The sequence below is a fragment of the Pseudodesulfovibrio cashew genome (assembly GCF_009762795.1).
Classification (GTDB): domain Bacteria; phylum Desulfobacterota; class Desulfovibrionia; order Desulfovibrionales; family Desulfovibrionaceae; genus Pseudodesulfovibrio; species Pseudodesulfovibrio cashew.
In genome coordinates this window covers 3,810,443-3,828,609 of sequence record NZ_CP046400.1, presented here as the reverse complement: position 1 = coordinate 3,828,609, position 18,167 = coordinate 3,810,443, and the positions used below count along the sequence as shown (strand labels likewise).

The window sequence follows — 18,167 nt, the reverse complement described above, 5'->3', positions numbered from 1 at the left end:
GGAGCGGACTTGGGTGTGCATCCTGACATCGGATACCCTCCTTTGCTGACGGCCGGACTGTTCAGAACCGGCAGTCATTAGCACGAATAATAAAATAGTAACACATTAGCGTTACTATTTTAAAAAAGATACTCGTGTCAAGGCGTATGGAGAGGGGGCGGGGTGGAGGAAGGCGGCAATATGGCGGTGCTGGGTCAGCCCGCTTCACGCATGCATCAGCGGGATGTGTCGGCAGTGAAAGACAGTATGAATTCGATGCGGAGCGCTACGGATCATTCTCCGCTGTTCTTGAACAAGGCTCCTTGCTCCTTCAGAATTTCGCGCAGCACTGAGACGTGGCAACGACTCAGGTCCGCGCAATAGCATCCTATGGAAAAGTCGCTCGTGGTTGAGAATGCGGCCAACAGGGCCAGGGTTCGGGATTTTTCCGGCGTTGCCAGTTCCCTACGGTATTTCCTGGCGAAGATATCCCATTCCTTTTCGGTCTCCGCGCTTTGGCCCAGCTTCATCAGTTCGGGAGAGGGGGCAACCTCCGGCAGCCAGACGTCATACCAGTTTTGGCTGGCGTACTCGGTTTTTTTCACCCCGCGCGGCGGTCTCCTGACGGTTCCGATTCGTATTCCTTCGTCCTGATGTCGAGCCGTGCCCAGCTGAACTACCTGTATAGGCATGGAGCGTCCCTCCGATTTTGTTGTCAGGTGGTGAAAAGCATGGGGATCGTGGACAGCACGAGCATCGACGCCATGCCCAGGTTGAAGACGGCGAGCCGTTTTCCGCTACGGAGATGCCGTCGAAGCGCCGACCCCGACAAAGCCCATACCCCTATGGAAGGTATGTTTACAATCGCAAAGAGCAGTATCATTTTCAGGAGGCTGGGAACCAGCGCGCCCGGAAAGGCGTAGGAGACGTTCACGATGAGCGCCACCGTCCAGGCCTTGGGGTTGACCCACTGGAGCAGGGCGGCGTTAATGAAGCCGATGGGGTTCGTCATTGGTTCCCCGTCTCCTCCGAGCGATCTGCTGCGCCCTATTTGATAGGCCAGCCACAGCACGTAGGCTCCGCATGCAAATCGCAGTGTGGTGTGGACGACCGGGTACTGCTCCAGGACATGTCCCAGGCCGATGCCCACGAGAAAAACCATGAAGAGAAAACCGAAGCTGACTCCGAAGAGCAGCGGTAGCGTTCGAACAAGACCGAAATTCGCTCCGGAAGCGAGCAGGAGGAAATTCGCGGGGCCCGGCGTAATGGACATGACCAGGGCGAAGCTCATGAGGGCAAGGGCTGTTTCCATCGTCAATGTTTGCTCTCCTGTTTGGTTTCGGACACTTTGACATTGGCCTCGTCGGATAGCATTGTCTGTTCATCCCAAGTTCTTACCAGATAGTCTCAAAGGACCCGCCGATGTACAAACCAGATGTTCTCTCCGAAATTTTTTCGACGCTCAGGCTGAACAGCTCCCTGTACTTCCGGGCACGGTTGAGCGGCGGATATTCGATTGAAGTGCCTCGGGAAAGGCGAACCATTCGTTTTCACCTGGTGCGCGCGGGGAAATGTTTCGTTGCCGTCCCAGGAGAACAGGGCATTGCATTGGAGGAGGGCGATCTCGTCATCGTTCCGGACGGGGCTTCGCAGGTGCTGGCAGCGGCGGAGGGAATCCCCGCCGTGTCGCTGGGTGACGTGCTGGCCAAAAATCCTTTGGAAAACGGAAACCTGAGCTATGTGGCGGAACAGGTCGGCGATGCCGATTCACCGGGCGTCAGCCTGCTGTGCGGCTACTGCGTTTTCGATGAAGCGATTGACCATCCGATTTTGACGGCCCTGCCGAAATCAATCGTGCTGCGCTCCCGTGATCTTGCTAAAGAACCGTGCACGAAAACCACGCTTGATCTGCTTGCCATGGAAGCGGAACTGGAGGCTCCCGGCATGACGGGGGTCTTGAGCCGGTTGATCGAGATCGTTTTTCTGCAGGCGGTCAGAGGAGCGGACGGCGGCGACACTCATCAGCCTGCGGGATTTATGGCGGCGTTGCAGGACACCAATATGTCCAAGGCGCTGACGGCCATTCACCGCGACCCCCGGGCGAGCTGGACAATCGAGGCCCTGGCCTCCGTTGCGGGCATGTCCCGGGCACGGTTTGCCGACAGGTTCGCCAAACTGGTCGGAGTGCCCCCGATCAATTACCTGGCCAAGTGGCGGCTGCTCAAGGGGCGAGCGTTGCTTGCGGACACCAGCGCCTCCCTGGAGGAGATCGCCGACCGATGCGGGTATGCCTCTGCGGCATCCTTTTCCAGAAGGTTCAAGCAGGAATTCGGCACCGGTCCCGGAGCCTACCGCAAGAGCCGATGAGTGGAGGCGTTAGTTCGGCTGGTGCCGGTTTCGTAAGCATTGCAAAAGGGTATCCATTGGACAGGATGCCCTTTTTGTTTTTGGGCTTCAGTGCGTCGGCAGGGACAGTTCCGCTTTGAGCCAGTTGATGAACGCGTTCATGTCGTTGTCGGTTCCCGGGCGATCCAGCGAGAGGGTGACATACTCGATCCGGGTCGTCTCAAAGCCGTATGGGGCGACGAGCAGCCCTTGCTTAATGTCATCCCGGACCATGGGCTCAGGCCCTATCGCCATGCCGAATCCGGTGGTGGCCGCTTGGAGGCTGAAGTAGAAATGGTCGAAGTATTTCTCCGAATTGAAGTCAATCCTGATTGTGGAGACTGAATCCCAGTCGCTCCATGCTTCGGGGCGGGTGCGGGTATGAAGGCGCTGTTTGGGGCCGTTCTTGTGTTGTGCCCAATACTCCGGACTGCACACCGGTCCGATCCTCTCCCTGCCCAGGGGGGTGCAGTGATAGTGGGGCGGCCAGGCGAAGTCTGAGCGCCGTATCGCCAGGTGAACCCCCTCAGCGGAGAGGTCGATGGGGCCTCCGCCGGTGGACAGGTGGATGTCCGTATGCGGGTTGGAGGCCAGAAAGGTCTCCAGCTTTGGCATCAGCCAGCGCATGGCCAGGGAGGGCTCGCAGGATACGGAGAGCCGGCGCTTTGTCTCGGGCAACCGTATAGCTTCGCTGACCCTTTCAAGGCGGACCAGCGCCTCTTCAACCCCTTCGGCCAGTTGCTTTCCCTTGCCGGTCAGGAAAAGCCCTCTATTTCTCCGCTCGAACAACTCGAATCCGAAGAATTCCTCCAACTGCTTTACGGCCCTGCTGATGGCTCCCTGAGTCAGGTTCAGCTCATGCGCGGCCTTGGTGAAGCTCTTGTTCCGAGCTGCGGACCTGAAACTGATGAGCGGTTTGAGCGGAGGAAGGCTTTTCATCTTGTTCTATGATTTTTTCTCATGCTTAGAGTGAGTTCTTTTCGTTTTTTGATCCTGATTAAATTCAGTATATCAAAGTAAAAGAAACGTCCATCAATGGGGGAGTCATGAATTTACTTGATCAAAACATGCTGCTTGTAGGGATGGTGACCGTGTTGGCGGTGGTGAGCCCCGGGCCGGATTTTGCCGTCATCGTCAGGAACGGGTTGCGGTATGACCGGCAAAGAGGGCTGGCCACGGCGTTGGGAATCGCTTGTGGTGTCGTCGTTCATACAACGTATGCCCTGCTGGGGCTGAGCTATGTCGTTGCCAAGTACGCATGGGTGCTGGAGGCGGTGCGGTATGCTGGAGCGGTCTATCTGCTCTGGCTGGGCGTTTCGGCGTTCCTGCCCCGGAAGGGGCAGGCCGAGCAAGCGGATTGCGTCGAAGAATCCGATTCCGTCTCCGTGTGTGGGGCGTTTCGCCACGGTTTCTTCTGCAATTTGCTCAATCCCAAGACCATGTTGTTTTTCATCGCCTTATTTACGCAGGTGATTTCTCCCACGACCTCCCTGACCGCCAAGGTGGGCATCGGCGCGTTCATCTCCCTGACGCACCTGTCTTGGTTCGCGTTTGTCGTGTTCGTCCTGACCGATCCGCGCACCGTGAAGTTGTTCGATCGCTGGCGGCATCGGCTCGAGAAAGTTGTGGGAGCCTGTTTATTCGGCCTCGGCGCAAAGCTGGCGCTGGACTCGTAGCGGCAGCCCTAGAATACCGTGCACGACCGTGTGTCGTCCCTCCAGGCCCGGCTTCCCTCGGGGAGCCGGGCATCGGTCGTGGGCGTCTGTTTTTTGCAAGACCTTGGCATACCCTCGCAGGCGGTTTATAGGAGGAGTACTGGTCAAACTCTGGCCACCGCGTCGATAACCAAGGAGGGAGGCCCGAAATGACTTGGAAACGGTATGGTAAGAACAATCTTGTCGTCTTTTTCTGTGGCCTTGTCCTTTTGCTTGGCCTTGCCGGGCGGGCGAGCGGCTCGGACCTTCCGACAGCCTCGGGCGAGACGCCCCGGCTTCTGCCTGTGGTGCAGGAGTTCCGGGAACTGATCGAAAATGATCCCGAGCTGCTCATGCTCTTCTCGCGGATGTTCGAGACGATTCCGGACAAGCCGCAGTTCAGGAACGATCCGACGGGTAAACCGCAGGTCCGCGACTACCGCGTGATGTTGCAGCGGTTGAGCGACATCTTGCAGCAGGCCCCCGAGTTCAACAAGAGCGGGCTTGTGGGGTTCCCTATCAATGCCGTCCTGAACTGGCCCATGGGCACCACAGCCGGGACCACCGCCTTCCTGGATGGCCGGGTTAACGCGCAATTGAAGAAGATACTCAGGCAATGGGCCGTGTATCTCGGCTCGCCGGACTCCCGCTACGTGCTCGGCGACGATCCCGAGAAAGGGTGGTTCGGCCGCGACGCCAGGGAGGCCATGCCGACCTTTGAGCAGGACTTCGTCTGCGATCCGTCGAAACCCTACCACGGGTTCGCCTCCTGGGATGATTTCTTTACCCGCCGCTTCCGTGAGGGACGTCGGCCCGTTGCGGCCCCGGACGACGACGCGGTCATCGCCAACGCCTGCGAATCCGCGCCGTTCAAGCTGGCCAAAAACGTGAAGCTGCGTGACCGATTCTGGATCAAGGGACAGCCCTACTCGCTGTATCACATGCTGGAAGGTGACCCTCTGGCTGCCCGGTTCGAGGGCGGCACTATCTACCAGGCGTTTCTGAGCGCGCTCAGCTATCATCGCTGGCACAGCCCGGTCAGCGGCAGGATCGTGAAGACGCAGCTGATCGACGGCTCCTATTACGCCCAATCTCCCCTGGCGGGGTTTGACCCTGCCAGCCCTAACCGGTCGCAGGGCTACATCACCCAGGTTGCGGCACGGGCCCTGGTTTTCATCGAGGCGGACAACCCGGACATCGGGCTGATGGCGGTCATGTTCGTCGGCATGGCCGAGGTCTCGTCCAATGAGCTCACGGTCTATGAGGGCCAGCATGTGAAGAAGGGCGACCAGCTCGGCATGTTCCACTTCGGCGGCTCGACACACGTACTCATCTTCCGGCCCGGCGTGGAGCTCGACTTCGATCTGCGTGGCCAGACTCCGGGGCTTGAGACGAAGAACATCCCCGTGCGCTCCCGAATCGCAACCGTCCGATGACCGTTGTGGCTTTTCATGTCGCTGACGGAAGGTCGTGTAGTTTGATTTTAATTAATAAAATGTAAATACAAGTGGTTGTAGCTATACGTATTTAATGCTTTTCAGGTCGCAAGAAGTTGGCTGACGGTGAGAGGAAGGCCCTGGAGGAAGCTCCCGGGCCTTTTCTATGGCTGGGCTGGCCTGTCCGGCTGCAGACCGGTTTGTCGTCCGGCGGAGCATTGACCCGTATCGGGGAAGTATCCTACCCTATTGGCTCAAGTTTTTCGGTGAGCCCATCCTGTTGGGCGTCACCTCGATCACGCCGAATTCCCGCCTTGCTCGACCCATTCCAGGAAATGTTGCAATCCGATCCGGCCTTGACCACCTAAGGAGATTTCAATGAAAGCTATCCGCGATAACGCGCGCCAAAAGATGAAGAAGTTCTGCCGGGTCTGCAAAGTCTGCGACGGCAGAGTCTGTGCCGGTGAAATTCCCGGCATGGGTGGATTGGGAACGGGAGCTTCCTTCAAGAACAATGTTTCCGCACTGGCAAGCCTGCACCTGAACATGCGGCTGGTTCATGACATCACCGAACCGAAGACGGCCATTACCCTGCTGGGGTATGAGCTGGCGCTTCCTGTGCTGGCCGCGCCCATCGGCGGTGTGGCCGTCAACATGGACCTTGGGGTCAGCGAGGAAGACTACAACCTATCGGTGGTGGGCGGCTGCCTGGACGCGGGCATCGTCGGCTGTACCGGCGACGGCGTCCCCCCGGTTATCCATGAGGCCGGGCTGGCCGCGCTGACTCTGCATCATGGCTGCGGCATTCCTTTCATCAAGCCGTGGGAAGGGGCCGAACTGGATGAGAAGCTGGAAAAGGCCCGCGACACCGGTTGCAAGGCCATCGGCATGGACATCGACGCCGCCGGGCTGCTGACCCTGCGCCGCCGTGGCCGTCCCGTGGCCCCCCGGACCTCACAGCAGTTGGCGGACATCATAGGCAAGGTGCATGCCTGGGGCATTGCGTTCATTCTCAAGGGGTTGATGTCTCCCCGGGACGCCTCCCTGGCCGTGGAGGCCGGTGCGGACGCCGTGGTCGTGTCCAACCACGGGGGGCGCGCATTGGACCATACCCCGGGGACCGCGACAGTCCTGCCCGAGGTCGTCGCCGCAGTGGGCGGACGCATCCCGGTCCTGGCTGACGGCGGGGTGCGTGACGGCGGGGACATCCTGAAGATGCTTGCGCTGGGCGCGGACTGCGTCCTCATCGGACGGCCCGTGTCCGTGGCTGCCGTGGGCGGCGGCCGGGAAGGGGTGGCCCGCTATTTCGAGACCCTGGGGGATCAGTTGCGCCAGGCCATGGTCATGACAGGAACGCCTGATGTGCGTGACGTTTCCCCCTCGATCATTCATGGCTTGAACGGCTGATGGGAGACCGTATCGTTTTGGGCCCGAGCCGCTGCCGTTTCAGGACGGCGGTGTCTCGGGCTTTTGTTATTTCATTTTGCATGTTGACTGTTTCATTTTGCATTTCATGTTGAAATGTTTGAAACGTTTCAGCCCTTTCGCCTGCCGCTCTTTGATATACCAATTTGATAATAAAATAAGTTAAAACAAGATGTTATTCATTAAATTGAAATCTTGGCAAGGCTCTTGCTCTTCCGGGCAGCAATACTGACATCTCGGAGGATGCTAATGAAAGCTCTTATTGTCATGAGTTCAAAGGACAACGTCGGAAACGCCATCGAGGATATCGTTGGCGGCGATGAAGTCTCCTACACCGTGGACGGTGCACAGCATGTCATTACCGCCCAGGACGAAATCCCCTTCGGTTTCAAGGCCGCCGTTCAGGACATCCCCGCTGGCGGCGATATCATCAAGTACAAGGAAGTCGTCGGTCGCGCCGCCGTGGATATCAAGGCGGGCGAGTGCGTCCACATCCATAACGTCGAAGGAAAGCGGGGACGCGGCGATATTCCTGGAGGACAGGCATGAAGTTTCTCGGATACGTCAGGCCGGACGGTTCAACCGGCATCCGCAATCACACGCTGGTAATGGCCAACGGACGCGGCGCAGCCACCCTGGCCGCCATGGTGTCCAAGCTCGTCAGCGGTACCCGGCTGTTCATCCAGCCCAATGAGAACGGCCGTGACGGCGACGATCGCAAGACCATCGCCCGGACCATGATAGGTCTGGCCAAAAATGCCAACGTCGGCGCAGTGCTCATCGTGGGCAACAAGCCGGACGCCGGATATCCCGAGTTTTCCTATGACGCCTTCGTGGGTGAGATCGCCAAGAGCGGCAAGCCCATGGAAACGGTGTTCATGAAGGACTGCGGCGGATTCCAGGATGCCCTGGGCCTGGCCGTGCGCAAGTGCCGGAACCTGGTGCAGAAGGCCAGTGAAACGCCGCGCACCGAGGTGGACTTCGGCGCGCTGAACATGGCCGTGAAGTGCGGGTATTCCGACGCCACTTCGGGCATGTCCGGCAACCCGGTGGTCGGCCATCTCTTCGACACCCTGGTGGACAACGGCGGCCGCGCCATGTTCGCCGAGACCACAGAGGTCATCGGCGCCGAGCACATCGTGGCCAAGCGGTTCACCGACGAGGGCGAACGGGACAAGTTCCTGCGCGCCGTGGAAAGGGTGGAAGAGGAAGCCCGCTCCACCGGAGAGGACATCCGGACCATCAACCCCATTCCGGCCAACATTCAGGCGGGCCTGACGACTCTGGAGGAAAAGTCTCTTGGAGCCATCGTCAAGTCCGGCACCCGGCCGATCCAGGGCTGCACCCAGTACGGCGAAATCCCCGAGGGACGCGGCCTGTACTACATGGATTCGTGGATGTCCTCCACCGCGCTCTTTCTCGGCTTCGCGGCCGCGGGCTCGGTGCTGAACATCTTCCAGGTGGGAGGCGGCTGGTTCCCGGACGACGCCATGATGCCCACGGTAAACACCGGGCTCATCACGCCGACCCTGTACATGACCGGCAACCCGCGCACCTGGGACAAGGGCTGGCGCGAGATGGACTTCAACTCCGGTACGGTGATCACCGAGAAGGAGCCCATTGCCGACGCGGGCGGCCGCCTTGTCGACGAGGTCCTGGCATTCGCCTCGGGCCGGTTGACCAAGGGTGAGACGTTGGACATTCGAGACAATGTGGAGGTGTATCTCCGGGGGCCCGGCCTCTAGGGATAACAGTTGCGCTTAACAGTTTAGGAGGTATGTAATGCGTAAAGTTTTGATTATGTGCGTTTTGGCACTGCTCGTGGCGGCCGTCGCCCCTGCCTATGCCGAGTTCCCCGAGAAAGCGGTCCAGATCGTGGTGCCCTGGAAGCCGGGCGGAGGCAGCGACATTTCCGCCAGGATCATCAGTGACCATATGAAGGAGCTCCTGCCCGAGCCCCTGGTGGTCACGAACATCGACGGCGCCGCCGGTCTGAACGGCGCGCTCCATGTCAGCAAGGCCCGCCCGGACGGCTACACCGTGCTCTGGGAGCACCCCGGCAACCTGACCGTCGCCCCCATGGTGACCAAGGCCAAGTTCCGCTGGAACGATTTCGAGCCCGTCGGCATCGCGGCCAAGGGCAGCACCGCCCTGATCGTGCGCGGCGACAGCCCGTTCAAGACCGCCAAGGAGGCCCTCGAGGCCGTCAAGGCCAATCCGGGCAAGTACCGCTGGGCCCTGGCGCTCAACGCCGTTTCCCACTTCACCTTCCTGAACATCAGCCACGCCTACGGCGGATTGAAGGCCATGTTCATCCCGGCCAACGGCGACAAGGGCCGCATCGTGTCCCTGCTGGGCAACAACAGCGACATCACCACCGTCGGCTTTGCCTCGGTCAAGCCGTACCTGAAGTCCGGCGACCTGCGTGTCCTGGCCATGGTCAACACCGAGCGTTCTCCGTTCGCTCCCGACGTCCCGACCCTCAAGGAGATCGGCGTCGACGCGTCCTACGACTTCCTGTATTCCATCTTCGCGCCCAAGGGCACGCCCAAAGAGAACATCATGATTCTGAGCGACGCCTTCAAGAAGGCCCTTTCGGACGAGGGAACCATCAGCGCGCTCAGGGAGCAGTGCCTGGTGCCCTTCTTCAAGACCCCCGAGGAAACCCGTTCCCTGTGGCAGGCCGAGTCCGACCTGTACACCGACCTGGCCAAGGAAAACGGCCTGGTTAAGTAAAGCCTCTCCAACCTCTCCTTCCTCTCGGGGCCGGCCTGCCGGCCCCGGGGAAGGGGACTGGAGATCACTGCCGATCATCGAGAATCGGTCAACTTCTTGCTGACAGTCAGAGGAGTGGACTAATGCGAGTCAAAACCGGCGATCTGTTCATGGGTGTTGTCCTGTTCGGTCTCAGCATCGCCCTGTACATCCAAACCGGCAATATCAACACGGCCATGATCTACGCGCTGGGGCCGGTGTTTTTCCCCAAGATCCTGATCTACAGCCTGGGCGTCCTTTCCCTGGTCCTGATGTATCAGAGCGTTGATTTCACCGGCAAAAAGAACTGGTGCAAGGCCGTTGCGAAGTTCGACGCCAACACCATGGTCCTGCGCTGGCTCCTGGTGGGGCTTACGCTGCTCTATCTGTTCCTGCTGCCGATCATCAGCTATGTGTTCGCCACCATCCCCTTCCTTTTCCTGGCCATGTGTCTGCTTGGACCGCGCACGCCTAAGAAGCTGATCACCTACGGCATCACGTCCGTGGCCGTCACGCTTGCGCTGCAATACATTTTTGCCACGCTTCTCAAGCTTTTCCTTCCCTAAGGTGCCCATTATGTTTGATTACACACACATGCTCGCGGTGGTCACGCCGTTCAACATCATGCTTATGTTTCTGGGCGTCTTCGGCGGTCTGGTCGTCGGCTCCATGCCGGGCCTGACCAGCACCATGGCCGTCGCCCTGCTTGTTCCCATCACCTTCGGCATGGACGTCAATCAGGGGTTGGTCATGCTGGTGGCCGTGTACATCGGCTCCATCTCCGGCGGCCTGGTCTCTGCGGCCCTGCTGAACATTCCCGGCACGCCCTCGTCCGTGGCAACCACCTTCGACGCCTATCCAATGGTCAAGAAGGGCGAGGCTGGCAAGGCGCTCGGCTACGCGGTCTTCGCTTCGTTCCTGGGCGGCCTGCTCTCCTTCTTCGCACTGGCGGTCATTTCCCCGCTCCTGGGCGCATTCGCCCTGCGGTTCGGGCCCTATGAATATTTCGCCCTGGTGGTCTTCACCCTGAGCTGCATCATCTCCATTTCGGACAAGTCGCTGACCAAGGGACTGATCTCCGCCACGGTGGGCATGATCATGGCCATGGTTGGCCTGAGCGAGACGGACAGCGTGTCCCGCCTGACCTTCGGCATCACCGACCTCCAGTCCGGATTCTCGGTCATGCCGGTGCTCATCGGCATGTACGCGATTTCCCAGATCCTCAAGGACGTCGAGGAGATCAAGAATCCCTTCAAGCTGGTCAACGTCAACTTCACCGCCAGCGAGTTCATCCGAGTGGCTGCCAAGTTCAAACACTCCGTGAAGAACGTCGTCCGCTCCGCACTGATCGGCATCGGCGTCGGCATCCTGCCGGGCATCGGCCCCGGCCTGTCCAACATCGTGGCCTACTCGCAGGCCAAGTCCGCCTCGGACGATCCGGACAGCTTCGGCACCGGCAACCCCGATGGCATCATCGCCTCGGAGACGGCAAACAACGCCGCCACCGGCGGAGCCATGATCCCGCTGCTGACCCTGGGCATTCCCGGCGACGCCACCACCATGATGATGCTCGGCGCGTTCATGATTCACGGCGTCCAGCCCGGTCCGCTGCTCATGCGCGATCACAGCGAGCTGGTCCTGATCATCCTGGGAGCCTACTTCGTCAGCAACATCTTCATGATGCTGCTCCAGGTCTACTTCATTCGGGTGCTCATCCGTGCGCTGACCATCCCGCGCTTCGTGCTCTATCCCGTCATCCTGGGCCTGTGCGTCATCGGCAGCTACGCCCTGAACAGCAGCATGTCCGACGTCTGGGTCTTTTTCGCCACCGGTCTTCTGGGTTACGTCTTCACCCGGCAGGGCTTCCCGCTGCTGCCCCTGGTGCTGGGCCTGATCCTCGGCGGCATGGCGGAGAACCACCTGCGCGTGAGCATCGTCATGGGCAACGGCACCCTCGCGGGCTACCTGCACCGGCCCATCGCGCTCTTCTTCTTCGCGGCGGCCGTCCTTTCCGTGGCCTACTCGTTCTACGCCAAGTACAAGGCCAAGAAGCGCCTCCAGTGCGTGCCCGTGGAAGAGCCGGTTACGGTGGAATAGACAATCAGAAAGCAACAAGGCGAATCGGCATCATGGCATTGCAATATCCCACACCGAACTTCCCCGTGCTGGACATCCCCGGCCTGGACAACCAGCCCGTGCCGTCTTTCTACGGAGTTCGCGTCAGACAGCCGGAGCTTCCGGCGCTGACCGACATCGAAACCTCCATAGACCGCGCCATGGACCGCAACCCCGGCGACGGCAGCCCCCTCGGCGTCCTGAAAAAGGGCGCCAGGGTGGCAGTGGCGGTGGGCAGCCGCGGCATTGCCAACCTGCCCACCGTCGTCCGGCGTGTTGTGGACCGGCTCAAGGATATGGGGTTTGCGCCCTTCATAGTCCCGGCCATGGGCAGTCACGGCGGTGGCGTGGCCGAAGGGCAGGTAAAGGTCCTGGCTCATCTCGGTGTCAGCGAGGAGGCCATGGGCGTGCCCGTTGTCTCCAGCATGGAGACCGTCAATCTGGGAGAGGTGGAGCCCCGGGTGGAGGCCCACATCGACCGCAACGCCTATGAGGCGGACGGCATCGTGGTCGTCGCCCGGGTCAAGGCGCATACCAACTTCGAGGCCGAGGTCGAGAGCGGCCTCTGCAAAATGATTTCCGTGGGTCTGGGCAAGGCCATGGGTGCGCGCAACGTGCACATCTACGGCCGCCGGGGGCTGGTGGAGCTCATGCCGCGCATCGCCGAGAAGTGCATGGCCAATGCGCGTTTCGTCCTTGCCGTGGCCCTGGTTGAGAACAGCCACCACGAACTGGCCGTGGTGGAAGGGGTGGACCCCGCCGACTTCGTGGCCAGGGACAAGGAACTGCTGGCCCTGTACAAGGCACACGCCCCGGCCATCCCCTTCGCCCAGGTGGACAACCTTGTGGTGGAGTGGCTGGGCAAGAACATCTCCGGCACGGGCATGGATATCAAGACCATCGGCCGCGAAGGCTTTCGGGGTGATCCCATGCGTCCGCCCTACATCAATTCCATCGTGGCCCTGCGCGTGACCCCCGCCTCGGCGGGCAACGGCATCGGCGTCGGCAACGCCGACTTCATGCCCCTGGAGACCGCCCAGGAGCTGGACCTCATGTCCATGTATTTCAACGCACTGACCTCGGCCTGCATGACCAGGGTCAAGCTCCCGCCCGTGCTGCCGACGGAGAAGCTCTGCATCCAGGCGGGCCTGCGCGTCTGCTGGCAGCCGGAGCCTGACCAGGTAAGGGGGTGCGTCCTCAAGTCCACCTCGGATCTGGACAGCATGCTGGTGACCAGGCCCCTGCTGGAAGAGCTGGAAGCCGAAGGCAAGCTGGTCGAGGTCTGGCGTCAGGCCGAACCTTTGCGGTTCGACGACGACGGGAAGCTGGTCAGCGGCCTGTAGCGTTCACACCCAGAAACAAATCCATTTCAGCAAGTCCCGGTCCTTTCTGAGCCGGGACCAAAGGATTCCCTTATGACTCGTTCAAAGCGTAACAATCAGGCTTTATTCATTTTTTTGCTATTGTGTGCCGCCTACCTCTTTGTTCCCTTCCACCGGGTGAGCCCGGCTGTCATGGCGGTGGACATCATGGGCGACATGCATTTGGGCGCGACCGCCATGGGTGCGCTGGCGTCCATCTTCTTCTTTTCCTACGGTGCCATGCAACTGCCCAGCGGCCTGCTGGCCGACTCCCTGGGCCCTAGGCGCACGCTCCCGTTCTTCTTCGGTCTGGCCGGGCTGGGGGCCATCATGTTCGGCATGTCCGACTCGGTCATGGGACTGATGATCGGCAGGGCGTGCATGGGCTTCGGCGTGTCCGTGGTCTTCATCTGCGGCATCAAGCTGTTCAGCCGCTGGTTCCCGCCCGAGGCTTTTGCCCGCATGAGCGGCATCTACCTTGGCATGGGCGGCCTCGGTCTGATCCTTGGCTCCGGCCCCATGGCCTCCCTTTGCTCCGCCATCGGCTGGCGGCAGGGGTTGATCCTGAGCGGCGTTGTCGGCGTGGTCGTGGCCGTGGCCCTGTGGTTCTGGGTGCGGGACACTCCGGAGCAGGCCGGGTATGAATCCCTCTACCCGGGCACGGGAGAGGACTCCGGCGGACAGAGCCCGGCCGAGCTGTGGCAGTCCGTACGCGAAATCTGCTCCAGCCGCGACTTCTGGTTCATCGCCACCTGGTTTTTCTGCCAGTTCGCCATCCACATGAGCTTCGGCGGGTTGTGGGGCGGACCGTTCCTTATGGATATCCACCACATGACCAAGGCGCAGGCAGGCAGCGTCCTGAACATGATGGGCATCGGCATGCTGGCGGGCGGACCGCTGACGGGCTGGCTGTCCGATTCCGTGTTCCGGGCTCGCAAGCCGGTCATGCTGCTCAACGCCTTGGGCACGGTGGCGCTGTTCATCATCCTGGCCATGTACGGTAGCGTCCTGCCTGGTTGGGCCATGTACGTCTGGTTCTTCTGCCTGGCCGCCTTCGGCATGGGGTCGCTGTCCGTTGGTTTTGCCTCCATCCGCGACATCTTCGGCGACAGGGCAACCGGCACCGGCGGCGGATTGCTCAACACGCTGCCGTCCTTCGGGGTCTCTGTCTTCCAGCCCCTGACCGGATGGATCCTGGAATCCCATGGTCACGCAGCCGGGGGGGGATTCACCATGGGCGGCTACGCCATGTCCTGCGCCCTGTACATCGGCGTGGCCTGCGTGGGCGTTTGCGGCGCGCTGCTGGCGAGGGAGCCTATGACCAGAACACCCGTGGTCGCTCCCGTCACGGAGTAGGCGCTTTCACCTTTTCACTATAACGAATTGAAAAAGGGAAGACCGCGCAACCGGCGGTCTTCCCTTTTTTTGCTTTGGTATGTTGGCTATTGCGGCTGGTCGCGTAACCGGCGCCAGAGGGTGGTGGTGCTGATGCCGAGCCTGCGCGCGGTCTCGGCCCTGTTGCCGCCGCACTCCTCCAGGGTCTGGTGGATGAGCCGCAGCTCTTCCTGCCTTATGGACGTTGCGCCGGACGAACCGGACGCGGAAGATGGCGCATTGTCCGACGGTGCGGTTTCCTTGATTCCCTCACCGCCGCAGGCCTCGTGCCCGGGCTCGAGGTTCTCGAGGATGTCCCGGCGGCAAACCTCCCGTCCCCAGCACTCGACCATGATGCGTTCCAGAATGGATTTCATCTCGCGGACGTTGCCGGGGTAGGAGTAGTGGCGCAGGGTGTCCATGGCATCCTCGCCCAGATCGGGCGGCGAACCGCCAAGGCGGTAGCCGATCTCGCGGCTGAAGAACCGGATCAGCTCGTCGATGCAGGTGCCCCGTTCACGCAGGGCGGGCAGGGTCAGGCGCAGGACGTTGATGCGGAAGTAGAGGTCCTGGCGGAACCCGCCCATGGTGGCCATCCTGGCCAGATTGCGGTTGGTGGCGCAGATCACCCGGACGTCCAGCGGCACGAGTCGTTCGCTGCCGAGGCGCATGACCTGACGCTCCTCGAGCACGCGCAGGAGCTTGACCTGCATGGTCAGGGGCATCTCGCCGATTTCATCCAGAAAGATGGTGCCGGTGTTGGCCATCTCGAAGAGGCCCTTTTTCCCGCCCTTGGTGGCTCCGGTGAACGCCCCCTCCTCATAGCCGAACAGCTCGCTTTCCATGAGGTTCTCGGGAAGGGCCGAGCAGTTGACCGCAACGAAGGGGCCCTTGCTGCGGCGGCTGGCGTTGTGCAGGCTCTGGGCGATGAGCTCCTTGCCGGTGCCGCACTCGCCCATGATCAGGATGGTTGAGTCGGCCGCCGCATAGCGGCGCGCCTTGGCGATGAGATCGCGCATGCCCTTGCCGTCATGGACGATGTCCTCGAAGTGGTGCTGGGCCACCAAGCCCCGCTCGGAGAGGGATCGTTGTTGCTGGAGGTCCTGGCGGCGTGCCGGTTCCAGCAGGATGACCGCGCCGAAATTCATGCCGCCCCGCGCCACCGGATGGATGCGGCACAGGTAGTCGCCGCCTTCTCGGGCGTGGATGACCCCGTTCCAGGGTTCGCCGCACAGGACCGCGTCCAGCATTTCGCCGGTCTTGAGCCGCCTGACGTCATCCTCGATTTCGAACAGTTCGGCCTCCACGCCGGGGTCCAGGTTGACCAACTGGTTGGACTGGAGCAGCCGCCCCATGTCGTCCAGCACGAGCACACCCTCGCGGGTGGAGTCGATGAATACCTGCTGCCGCGACTCCCACTCGTTTTCCCGGCGGGATATCTCGGCCAGCCGTGAGGCCTCGTCCAGGGTGGTCAGCAGCACGGGCCGCTGGGTGCGCAACGGGAAGCCCTTGAGGCCCCGCTCCTCGGCCAGGGTCACGGAGTACGGGTTGCCGACCACCGTTGTGAACCCCTGGCGGCAGACCTGATCCACCACCTCGGGAATCTCCTGAGTGGAATGGAGTTGGAAAAAGGTGAGTTCGACCGAGAGTATGGGTGCGGCCACCCGCGCGGCCTTGACGATCTCGCCGAAGCCGATGATGGCGATGCGGTCGCTGAAGGCCCGGGCCTGGTCGATGAGCGGGATGACGTCGTGCACGGTGATGGGGATGTCCACCACCGGAACCGAGATGGCCGAACGGATGAGCAGGGTGGTCTCGCCCCGGCTGACCAGAACCTTGACGCCCCTGGCCACCATGCTTCGGGCCACGTTGACGGCGTCGTTGAACAGGCCGGTGTGCAGTTCGAAATCCGAAAAGGACTCCTCGCGGATTTGCTGGAACATTTCCATGAGGTCCTTGTCGGGCGCAATGACGCCTATGTCGCTGGCCATGTCCTCTCCATGTCGGGGTGTTTCGTGAGTTGCGCGGAACGATTCTTCGCGTCGGCGACGATACCGTCCGGGGAAGCGGCTGTCCAGCCGTCCCCCCCGGTCAGGCCAGGTTTTCCGGGCATTTTACTATTCGGGATAGGGACAGGAATTCTCAAACATGGAGTCCAGGTATTTGCAGTCGAGCCTGGGGGTCTTCTCGATGCGGGAGATCAGGATGACCACGGTGATGGCGGCCAGTACCATGAACACCGGGCTGAACAGCCAGAAGACGAGGGGCACCAGGAAATAGTAGGCGCGCATGCCCATGTGGAAGTAGCCGCCGGCCTTGTTCAACTGCATGGCCACGAAGGTCATTGAGGCACCGTAGCTGCCTTCCTCGGGAGGCGTATTGATCAGGAATCCCGAATGGTTGAAGAGTCGGATGGAGAAGGAGAAGTTGAAGAAGGCGATGAACAGGTTGCCGAGGATGACCAGCAGCTTGAGGGTGATGGTGCTTTCCATCTTGGACCCGAACAGGTTCATGGCGTGCCATATCTGCCCAAGCTGGTCTCCCTGGCCGGACAGGGTCAGCAGGCCCACGGCCAGCAGGATGGATGTGGAGGCCATGAAGGTCGCCGCCATGGTCGAGTTGCGCAGGGTCTGCACCGCCAGGATGTCCTTTTTCTCCTCCATGACGCTGACCACCCACGCGGTTCGGGCCAGGGTGGTGGCCCCGTAAAGCGAATAGGTCGGGTTTTTCTTCAGCTTTTGACGCACATACAGATGGTAGGCCGAGAACAACCCCATGGCGATTGCCAGGCAGACGAGGTCCAGCAGATGCGGGGCAACCAGTTCGCTCATATGATGCAATCCTCCCGAAGTATGTGGTCGCGGTTCTTATGCGAGGAGGATAGCTCTTTGGGCGGGACCTGCCAAGCGGCGGGCACGATTAGATACAGCGGGTTGTGTTGTCGGTCCGGTGTCACGCCTGCAGTGAGGTCAGCAGCAGGTATGCCGCGCACGCGCCCAGGAGGGACCCCATGGACATGCTGAAGACTTTCATGCTCTTTCTGGTGTTGAGGAGAAGGCCCACCCGTTTGCCGAGTACCGCCCAGGCGGAAAGGGAGAGGTAGCAGATGATGAAATAGAGGCCGGAAAAGAGGAGGAACGGGGCTGGCGAGTTGGCGTCCGTAAAGAGGGAAAGGCCCGCGATGCAGGCGAGCCATGCCTTGGGATTGAGCCACTGCATGAGGACTCCCTGCCTGAAGCCGGGGCACTTCGCCTCTTCGATGGACAGGTCCGGCGGGGCGGTGGCGATCTTGTAGCCGACGTAGATGATGAACGCGGAACCCGCTACGGAGAGATACCGGAGAAACGCGGGATAGGCCGTCACGAATCGCGTGAGGCCGAAGCCCAGTGAGAGTAGGAGCAGGATGAAGCCGATAGTCGCTCCCGACACGAAGGGGAACGTCTTACGGAATCCATGGGTGGCTCCGGAAGCGATGATGGTCATGTTGACCGGCCCGGGAGAAATGGACATCGTGAGCGAAAAGATGCACATGGCCGCAATCAGGGAGAACATGGTGACCTCGCGGTTGGGGGTTGTGTTTTGAACCTGAAAGATAAGGCGCAAGGGAGTTTCGGGTCCAATCAATACATTGGATTTGCTTCATA

General features: G+C 60.9%; 17 protein-coding genes. 11 read left to right on the top strand and 6 right to left on the bottom strand.

Annotated features, from left to right (window positions below):
• Positions 1–272: 272 nt before the first annotated feature.
• On the bottom strand, positions 273–671 hold the full coding sequence (locus GM415_RS17530) for a DUF488 domain-containing protein (protein WP_158950488.1): 399 nt from the start codon (positions 669–671) through the stop codon (positions 273–275).
• Positions 672–694: 23 nt separating this feature from the next.
• Positions 695–1,291 carry a LysE family translocator gene (locus GM415_RS17525; RefSeq protein ID WP_199244309.1) on the bottom strand — a complete coding sequence of 199 codons (597 nt, stop codon included), beginning with the start codon at positions 1,289–1,291 and terminating at the stop codon, positions 695–697.
• Positions 1,292–1,401: 110 nt separating this feature from the next.
• Between GM415_RS17525 and GM415_RS17520 the strand changes: the two genes are divergently transcribed.
• A complete protein-coding gene (locus tag GM415_RS17520; RefSeq protein WP_158950484.1) occupies positions 1,402–2,346 on the top strand; it encodes an AraC family transcriptional regulator in 945 nt (314 codons plus the stop codon).
• An 87-nt stretch (positions 2,347–2,433) separates the two neighbouring features.
• Here the strand turns inward: GM415_RS17520 and GM415_RS17515 are convergent, their stop codons facing one another.
• Positions 2,434–3,303, bottom strand: a complete 870-nt coding sequence (locus tag GM415_RS17515) for a LysR family transcriptional regulator (protein ID WP_158950482.1) — start codon at positions 3,301–3,303, stop codon at positions 2,434–2,436.
• 107 nt (positions 3,304–3,410) lie between these two features.
• On the opposite strand from GM415_RS17515, the gene GM415_RS17510 reads away from it, so the two are divergent.
• The 10 genes from GM415_RS17510 to GM415_RS17465 all read left to right on the top strand — a co-directional run bounded on the left by GM415_RS17510 (position 3,411) and on the right by GM415_RS17465 (position 14,505).
• Positions 3,411–4,040 (top strand): LysE family transporter, encoded by a 630-nt coding sequence (locus GM415_RS17510; RefSeq protein ID WP_158950480.1) that lies wholly within the window; start codon positions 3,411–3,413, stop codon positions 4,038–4,040.
• 188 nt (positions 4,041–4,228) lie between these two features.
• On the top strand, positions 4,229–5,494 hold the full coding sequence (locus GM415_RS17505; RefSeq protein ID WP_158950478.1) for a phosphatidylserine decarboxylase family protein: 1,266 nt from the start codon (positions 4,229–4,231) through the stop codon (positions 5,492–5,494).
• Between the two features lie 378 nt (positions 5,495–5,872).
• The gene (locus GM415_RS17500; RefSeq protein WP_158950476.1) at positions 5,873–6,901 is read left to right on the top strand and encodes an alpha-hydroxy-acid oxidizing protein; all 1,029 of its coding nucleotides are present in this window, start codon (positions 5,873–5,875) and stop codon (positions 6,899–6,901) included.
• Between the two features lie 267 nt (positions 6,902–7,168).
• Positions 7,169–7,468 carry a UxaA family hydrolase gene (locus tag GM415_RS17495; protein WP_158950474.1) on the top strand — a complete coding sequence of 100 codons (300 nt, stop codon included), beginning with the start codon at positions 7,169–7,171 and terminating at the stop codon, positions 7,466–7,468.
• Positions 7,465–8,664 (top strand): UxaA family hydrolase, encoded by a 1,200-nt coding sequence (locus GM415_RS17490; protein WP_158950472.1) that lies wholly within the window; start codon positions 7,465–7,467, stop codon positions 8,662–8,664. Before GM415_RS17495 ends, GM415_RS17490 begins: the two co-directional genes overlap by 4 nt.
• Before the next feature lie 37 nt (positions 8,665–8,701).
• Positions 8,702–9,655: a tripartite tricarboxylate transporter substrate binding protein gene (locus tag GM415_RS17485; RefSeq protein ID WP_158950471.1), complete on the top strand. Its 954-nt coding sequence runs from the start codon at positions 8,702–8,704 to the stop codon at positions 9,653–9,655.
• Between the two features lie 122 nt (positions 9,656–9,777).
• Positions 9,778–10,239, top strand: coding sequence for a tripartite tricarboxylate transporter TctB family protein (locus tag GM415_RS17480; RefSeq protein ID WP_158950469.1), 462 nt, complete (start codon positions 9,778–9,780; stop codon positions 10,237–10,239).
• 10 nt (positions 10,240–10,249) lie between these two features.
• A complete protein-coding gene (locus tag GM415_RS17475) occupies positions 10,250–11,770 on the top strand; it encodes a tripartite tricarboxylate transporter permease (RefSeq protein WP_158950467.1) in 1,521 nt (506 codons plus the stop codon).
• Between the two features lie 32 nt (positions 11,771–11,802).
• Positions 11,803–13,131, top strand: coding sequence for a nickel pincer cofactor-dependent isomerase, group 22 (locus tag GM415_RS17470; protein WP_158950465.1), 1,329 nt, complete (start codon positions 11,803–11,805; stop codon positions 13,129–13,131).
• Positions 13,132–13,203: 72 nt separating this feature from the next.
• Positions 13,204–14,505, top strand: a complete 1,302-nt coding sequence (locus tag GM415_RS17465; RefSeq protein ID WP_158950463.1) for an MFS transporter — start codon at positions 13,204–13,206, stop codon at positions 14,503–14,505.
• An 86-nt stretch (positions 14,506–14,591) separates the two neighbouring features.
• On the opposite strand, the gene GM415_RS17460 is transcribed toward GM415_RS17465, so the two are convergent.
• The 3 genes from GM415_RS17460 to GM415_RS17450 all read right to left on the bottom strand — a co-directional run bounded on the left by GM415_RS17460 (position 14,592) and on the right by GM415_RS17450 (position 18,075).
• Positions 14,592–16,514, bottom strand: coding sequence for a sigma-54-dependent Fis family transcriptional regulator (locus GM415_RS17460; RefSeq protein ID WP_158950461.1), 1,923 nt, complete (start codon positions 16,512–16,514; stop codon positions 14,592–14,594).
• Between the two features lie 126 nt (positions 16,515–16,640).
• Positions 16,641–17,354, bottom strand: coding sequence for a DUF599 domain-containing protein (locus GM415_RS17455; protein ID WP_158950459.1), 714 nt, complete (start codon positions 17,352–17,354; stop codon positions 16,641–16,643).
• Positions 17,355–17,475: 121 nt separating this feature from the next.
• Positions 17,476–18,075 (bottom strand): LysE family translocator, encoded by a 600-nt coding sequence (locus tag GM415_RS17450; protein ID WP_158950457.1) that lies wholly within the window; start codon positions 18,073–18,075, stop codon positions 17,476–17,478.
• Between the last annotated feature and the right edge of the window lie 92 nt (positions 18,076–18,167).

What these genes read in the sequence shown, in the direction of transcription:
- GM415_RS17530 (WP_158950488.1), bottom strand. Translation starts at nt 671, where the DNA reads ATGCCTATACAGGTAGTTCAGCTGGGCACGGCTCGACATCAGGACGAA.
- GM415_RS17505 (WP_158950478.1), top strand. Translation starts at nt 4,229, where the DNA reads ATGACTTGGAAACGGTATGGTAAGAACAATCTTGTCGTCTTTTTCTGT.
- GM415_RS17465 (WP_158950463.1), top strand. Translation starts at nt 13,204, where the DNA reads ATGACTCGTTCAAAGCGTAACAATCAGGCTTTATTCATTTTTTTGCTA.
- GM415_RS17470 (WP_158950465.1), top strand. Translation starts at nt 11,803, where the DNA reads ATGGCATTGCAATATCCCACACCGAACTTCCCCGTGCTGGACATCCCC.
- GM415_RS17490 (WP_158950472.1), top strand. Translation starts at nt 7,465, where the DNA reads ATGAAGTTTCTCGGATACGTCAGGCCGGACGGTTCAACCGGCATCCGC.
- GM415_RS17485 (WP_158950471.1), top strand. Translation starts at nt 8,702, where the DNA reads ATGCGTAAAGTTTTGATTATGTGCGTTTTGGCACTGCTCGTGGCGGCC.
- GM415_RS17475 (WP_158950467.1), top strand. Translation starts at nt 10,250, where the DNA reads ATGTTTGATTACACACACATGCTCGCGGTGGTCACGCCGTTCAACATC.
- GM415_RS17515 (WP_158950482.1), bottom strand. Translation starts at nt 3,303, where the DNA reads ATGAAAAGCCTTCCTCCGCTCAAACCGCTCATCAGTTTCAGGTCCGCA.
- GM415_RS17510 (WP_158950480.1), top strand. Translation starts at nt 3,411, where the DNA reads ATGAATTTACTTGATCAAAACATGCTGCTTGTAGGGATGGTGACCGTG.
- GM415_RS17480 (WP_158950469.1), top strand. Translation starts at nt 9,778, where the DNA reads ATGCGAGTCAAAACCGGCGATCTGTTCATGGGTGTTGTCCTGTTCGGT.
- GM415_RS17500 (WP_158950476.1), top strand. Translation starts at nt 5,873, where the DNA reads ATGAAAGCTATCCGCGATAACGCGCGCCAAAAGATGAAGAAGTTCTGC.
- GM415_RS17495 (WP_158950474.1), top strand. Translation starts at nt 7,169, where the DNA reads ATGAAAGCTCTTATTGTCATGAGTTCAAAGGACAACGTCGGAAACGCC.
- GM415_RS17525 (WP_199244309.1), bottom strand. Translation starts at nt 1,291, where the DNA reads ATGGAAACAGCCCTTGCCCTCATGAGCTTCGCCCTGGTCATGTCCATT.
- GM415_RS17450 (WP_158950457.1), bottom strand. Translation starts at nt 18,075, where the DNA reads ATGTTCTCCCTGATTGCGGCCATGTGCATCTTTTCGCTCACGATGTCC.
- GM415_RS17455 (WP_158950459.1), bottom strand. Translation starts at nt 17,354, where the DNA reads ATGAGCGAACTGGTTGCCCCGCATCTGCTGGACCTCGTCTGCCTGGCA.
- GM415_RS17460 (WP_158950461.1), bottom strand. Translation starts at nt 16,514, where the DNA reads ATGGCCAGCGACATAGGCGTCATTGCGCCCGACAAGGACCTCATGGAA.
- GM415_RS17520 (WP_158950484.1), top strand. Translation starts at nt 1,402, where the DNA reads ATGTACAAACCAGATGTTCTCTCCGAAATTTTTTCGACGCTCAGGCTG.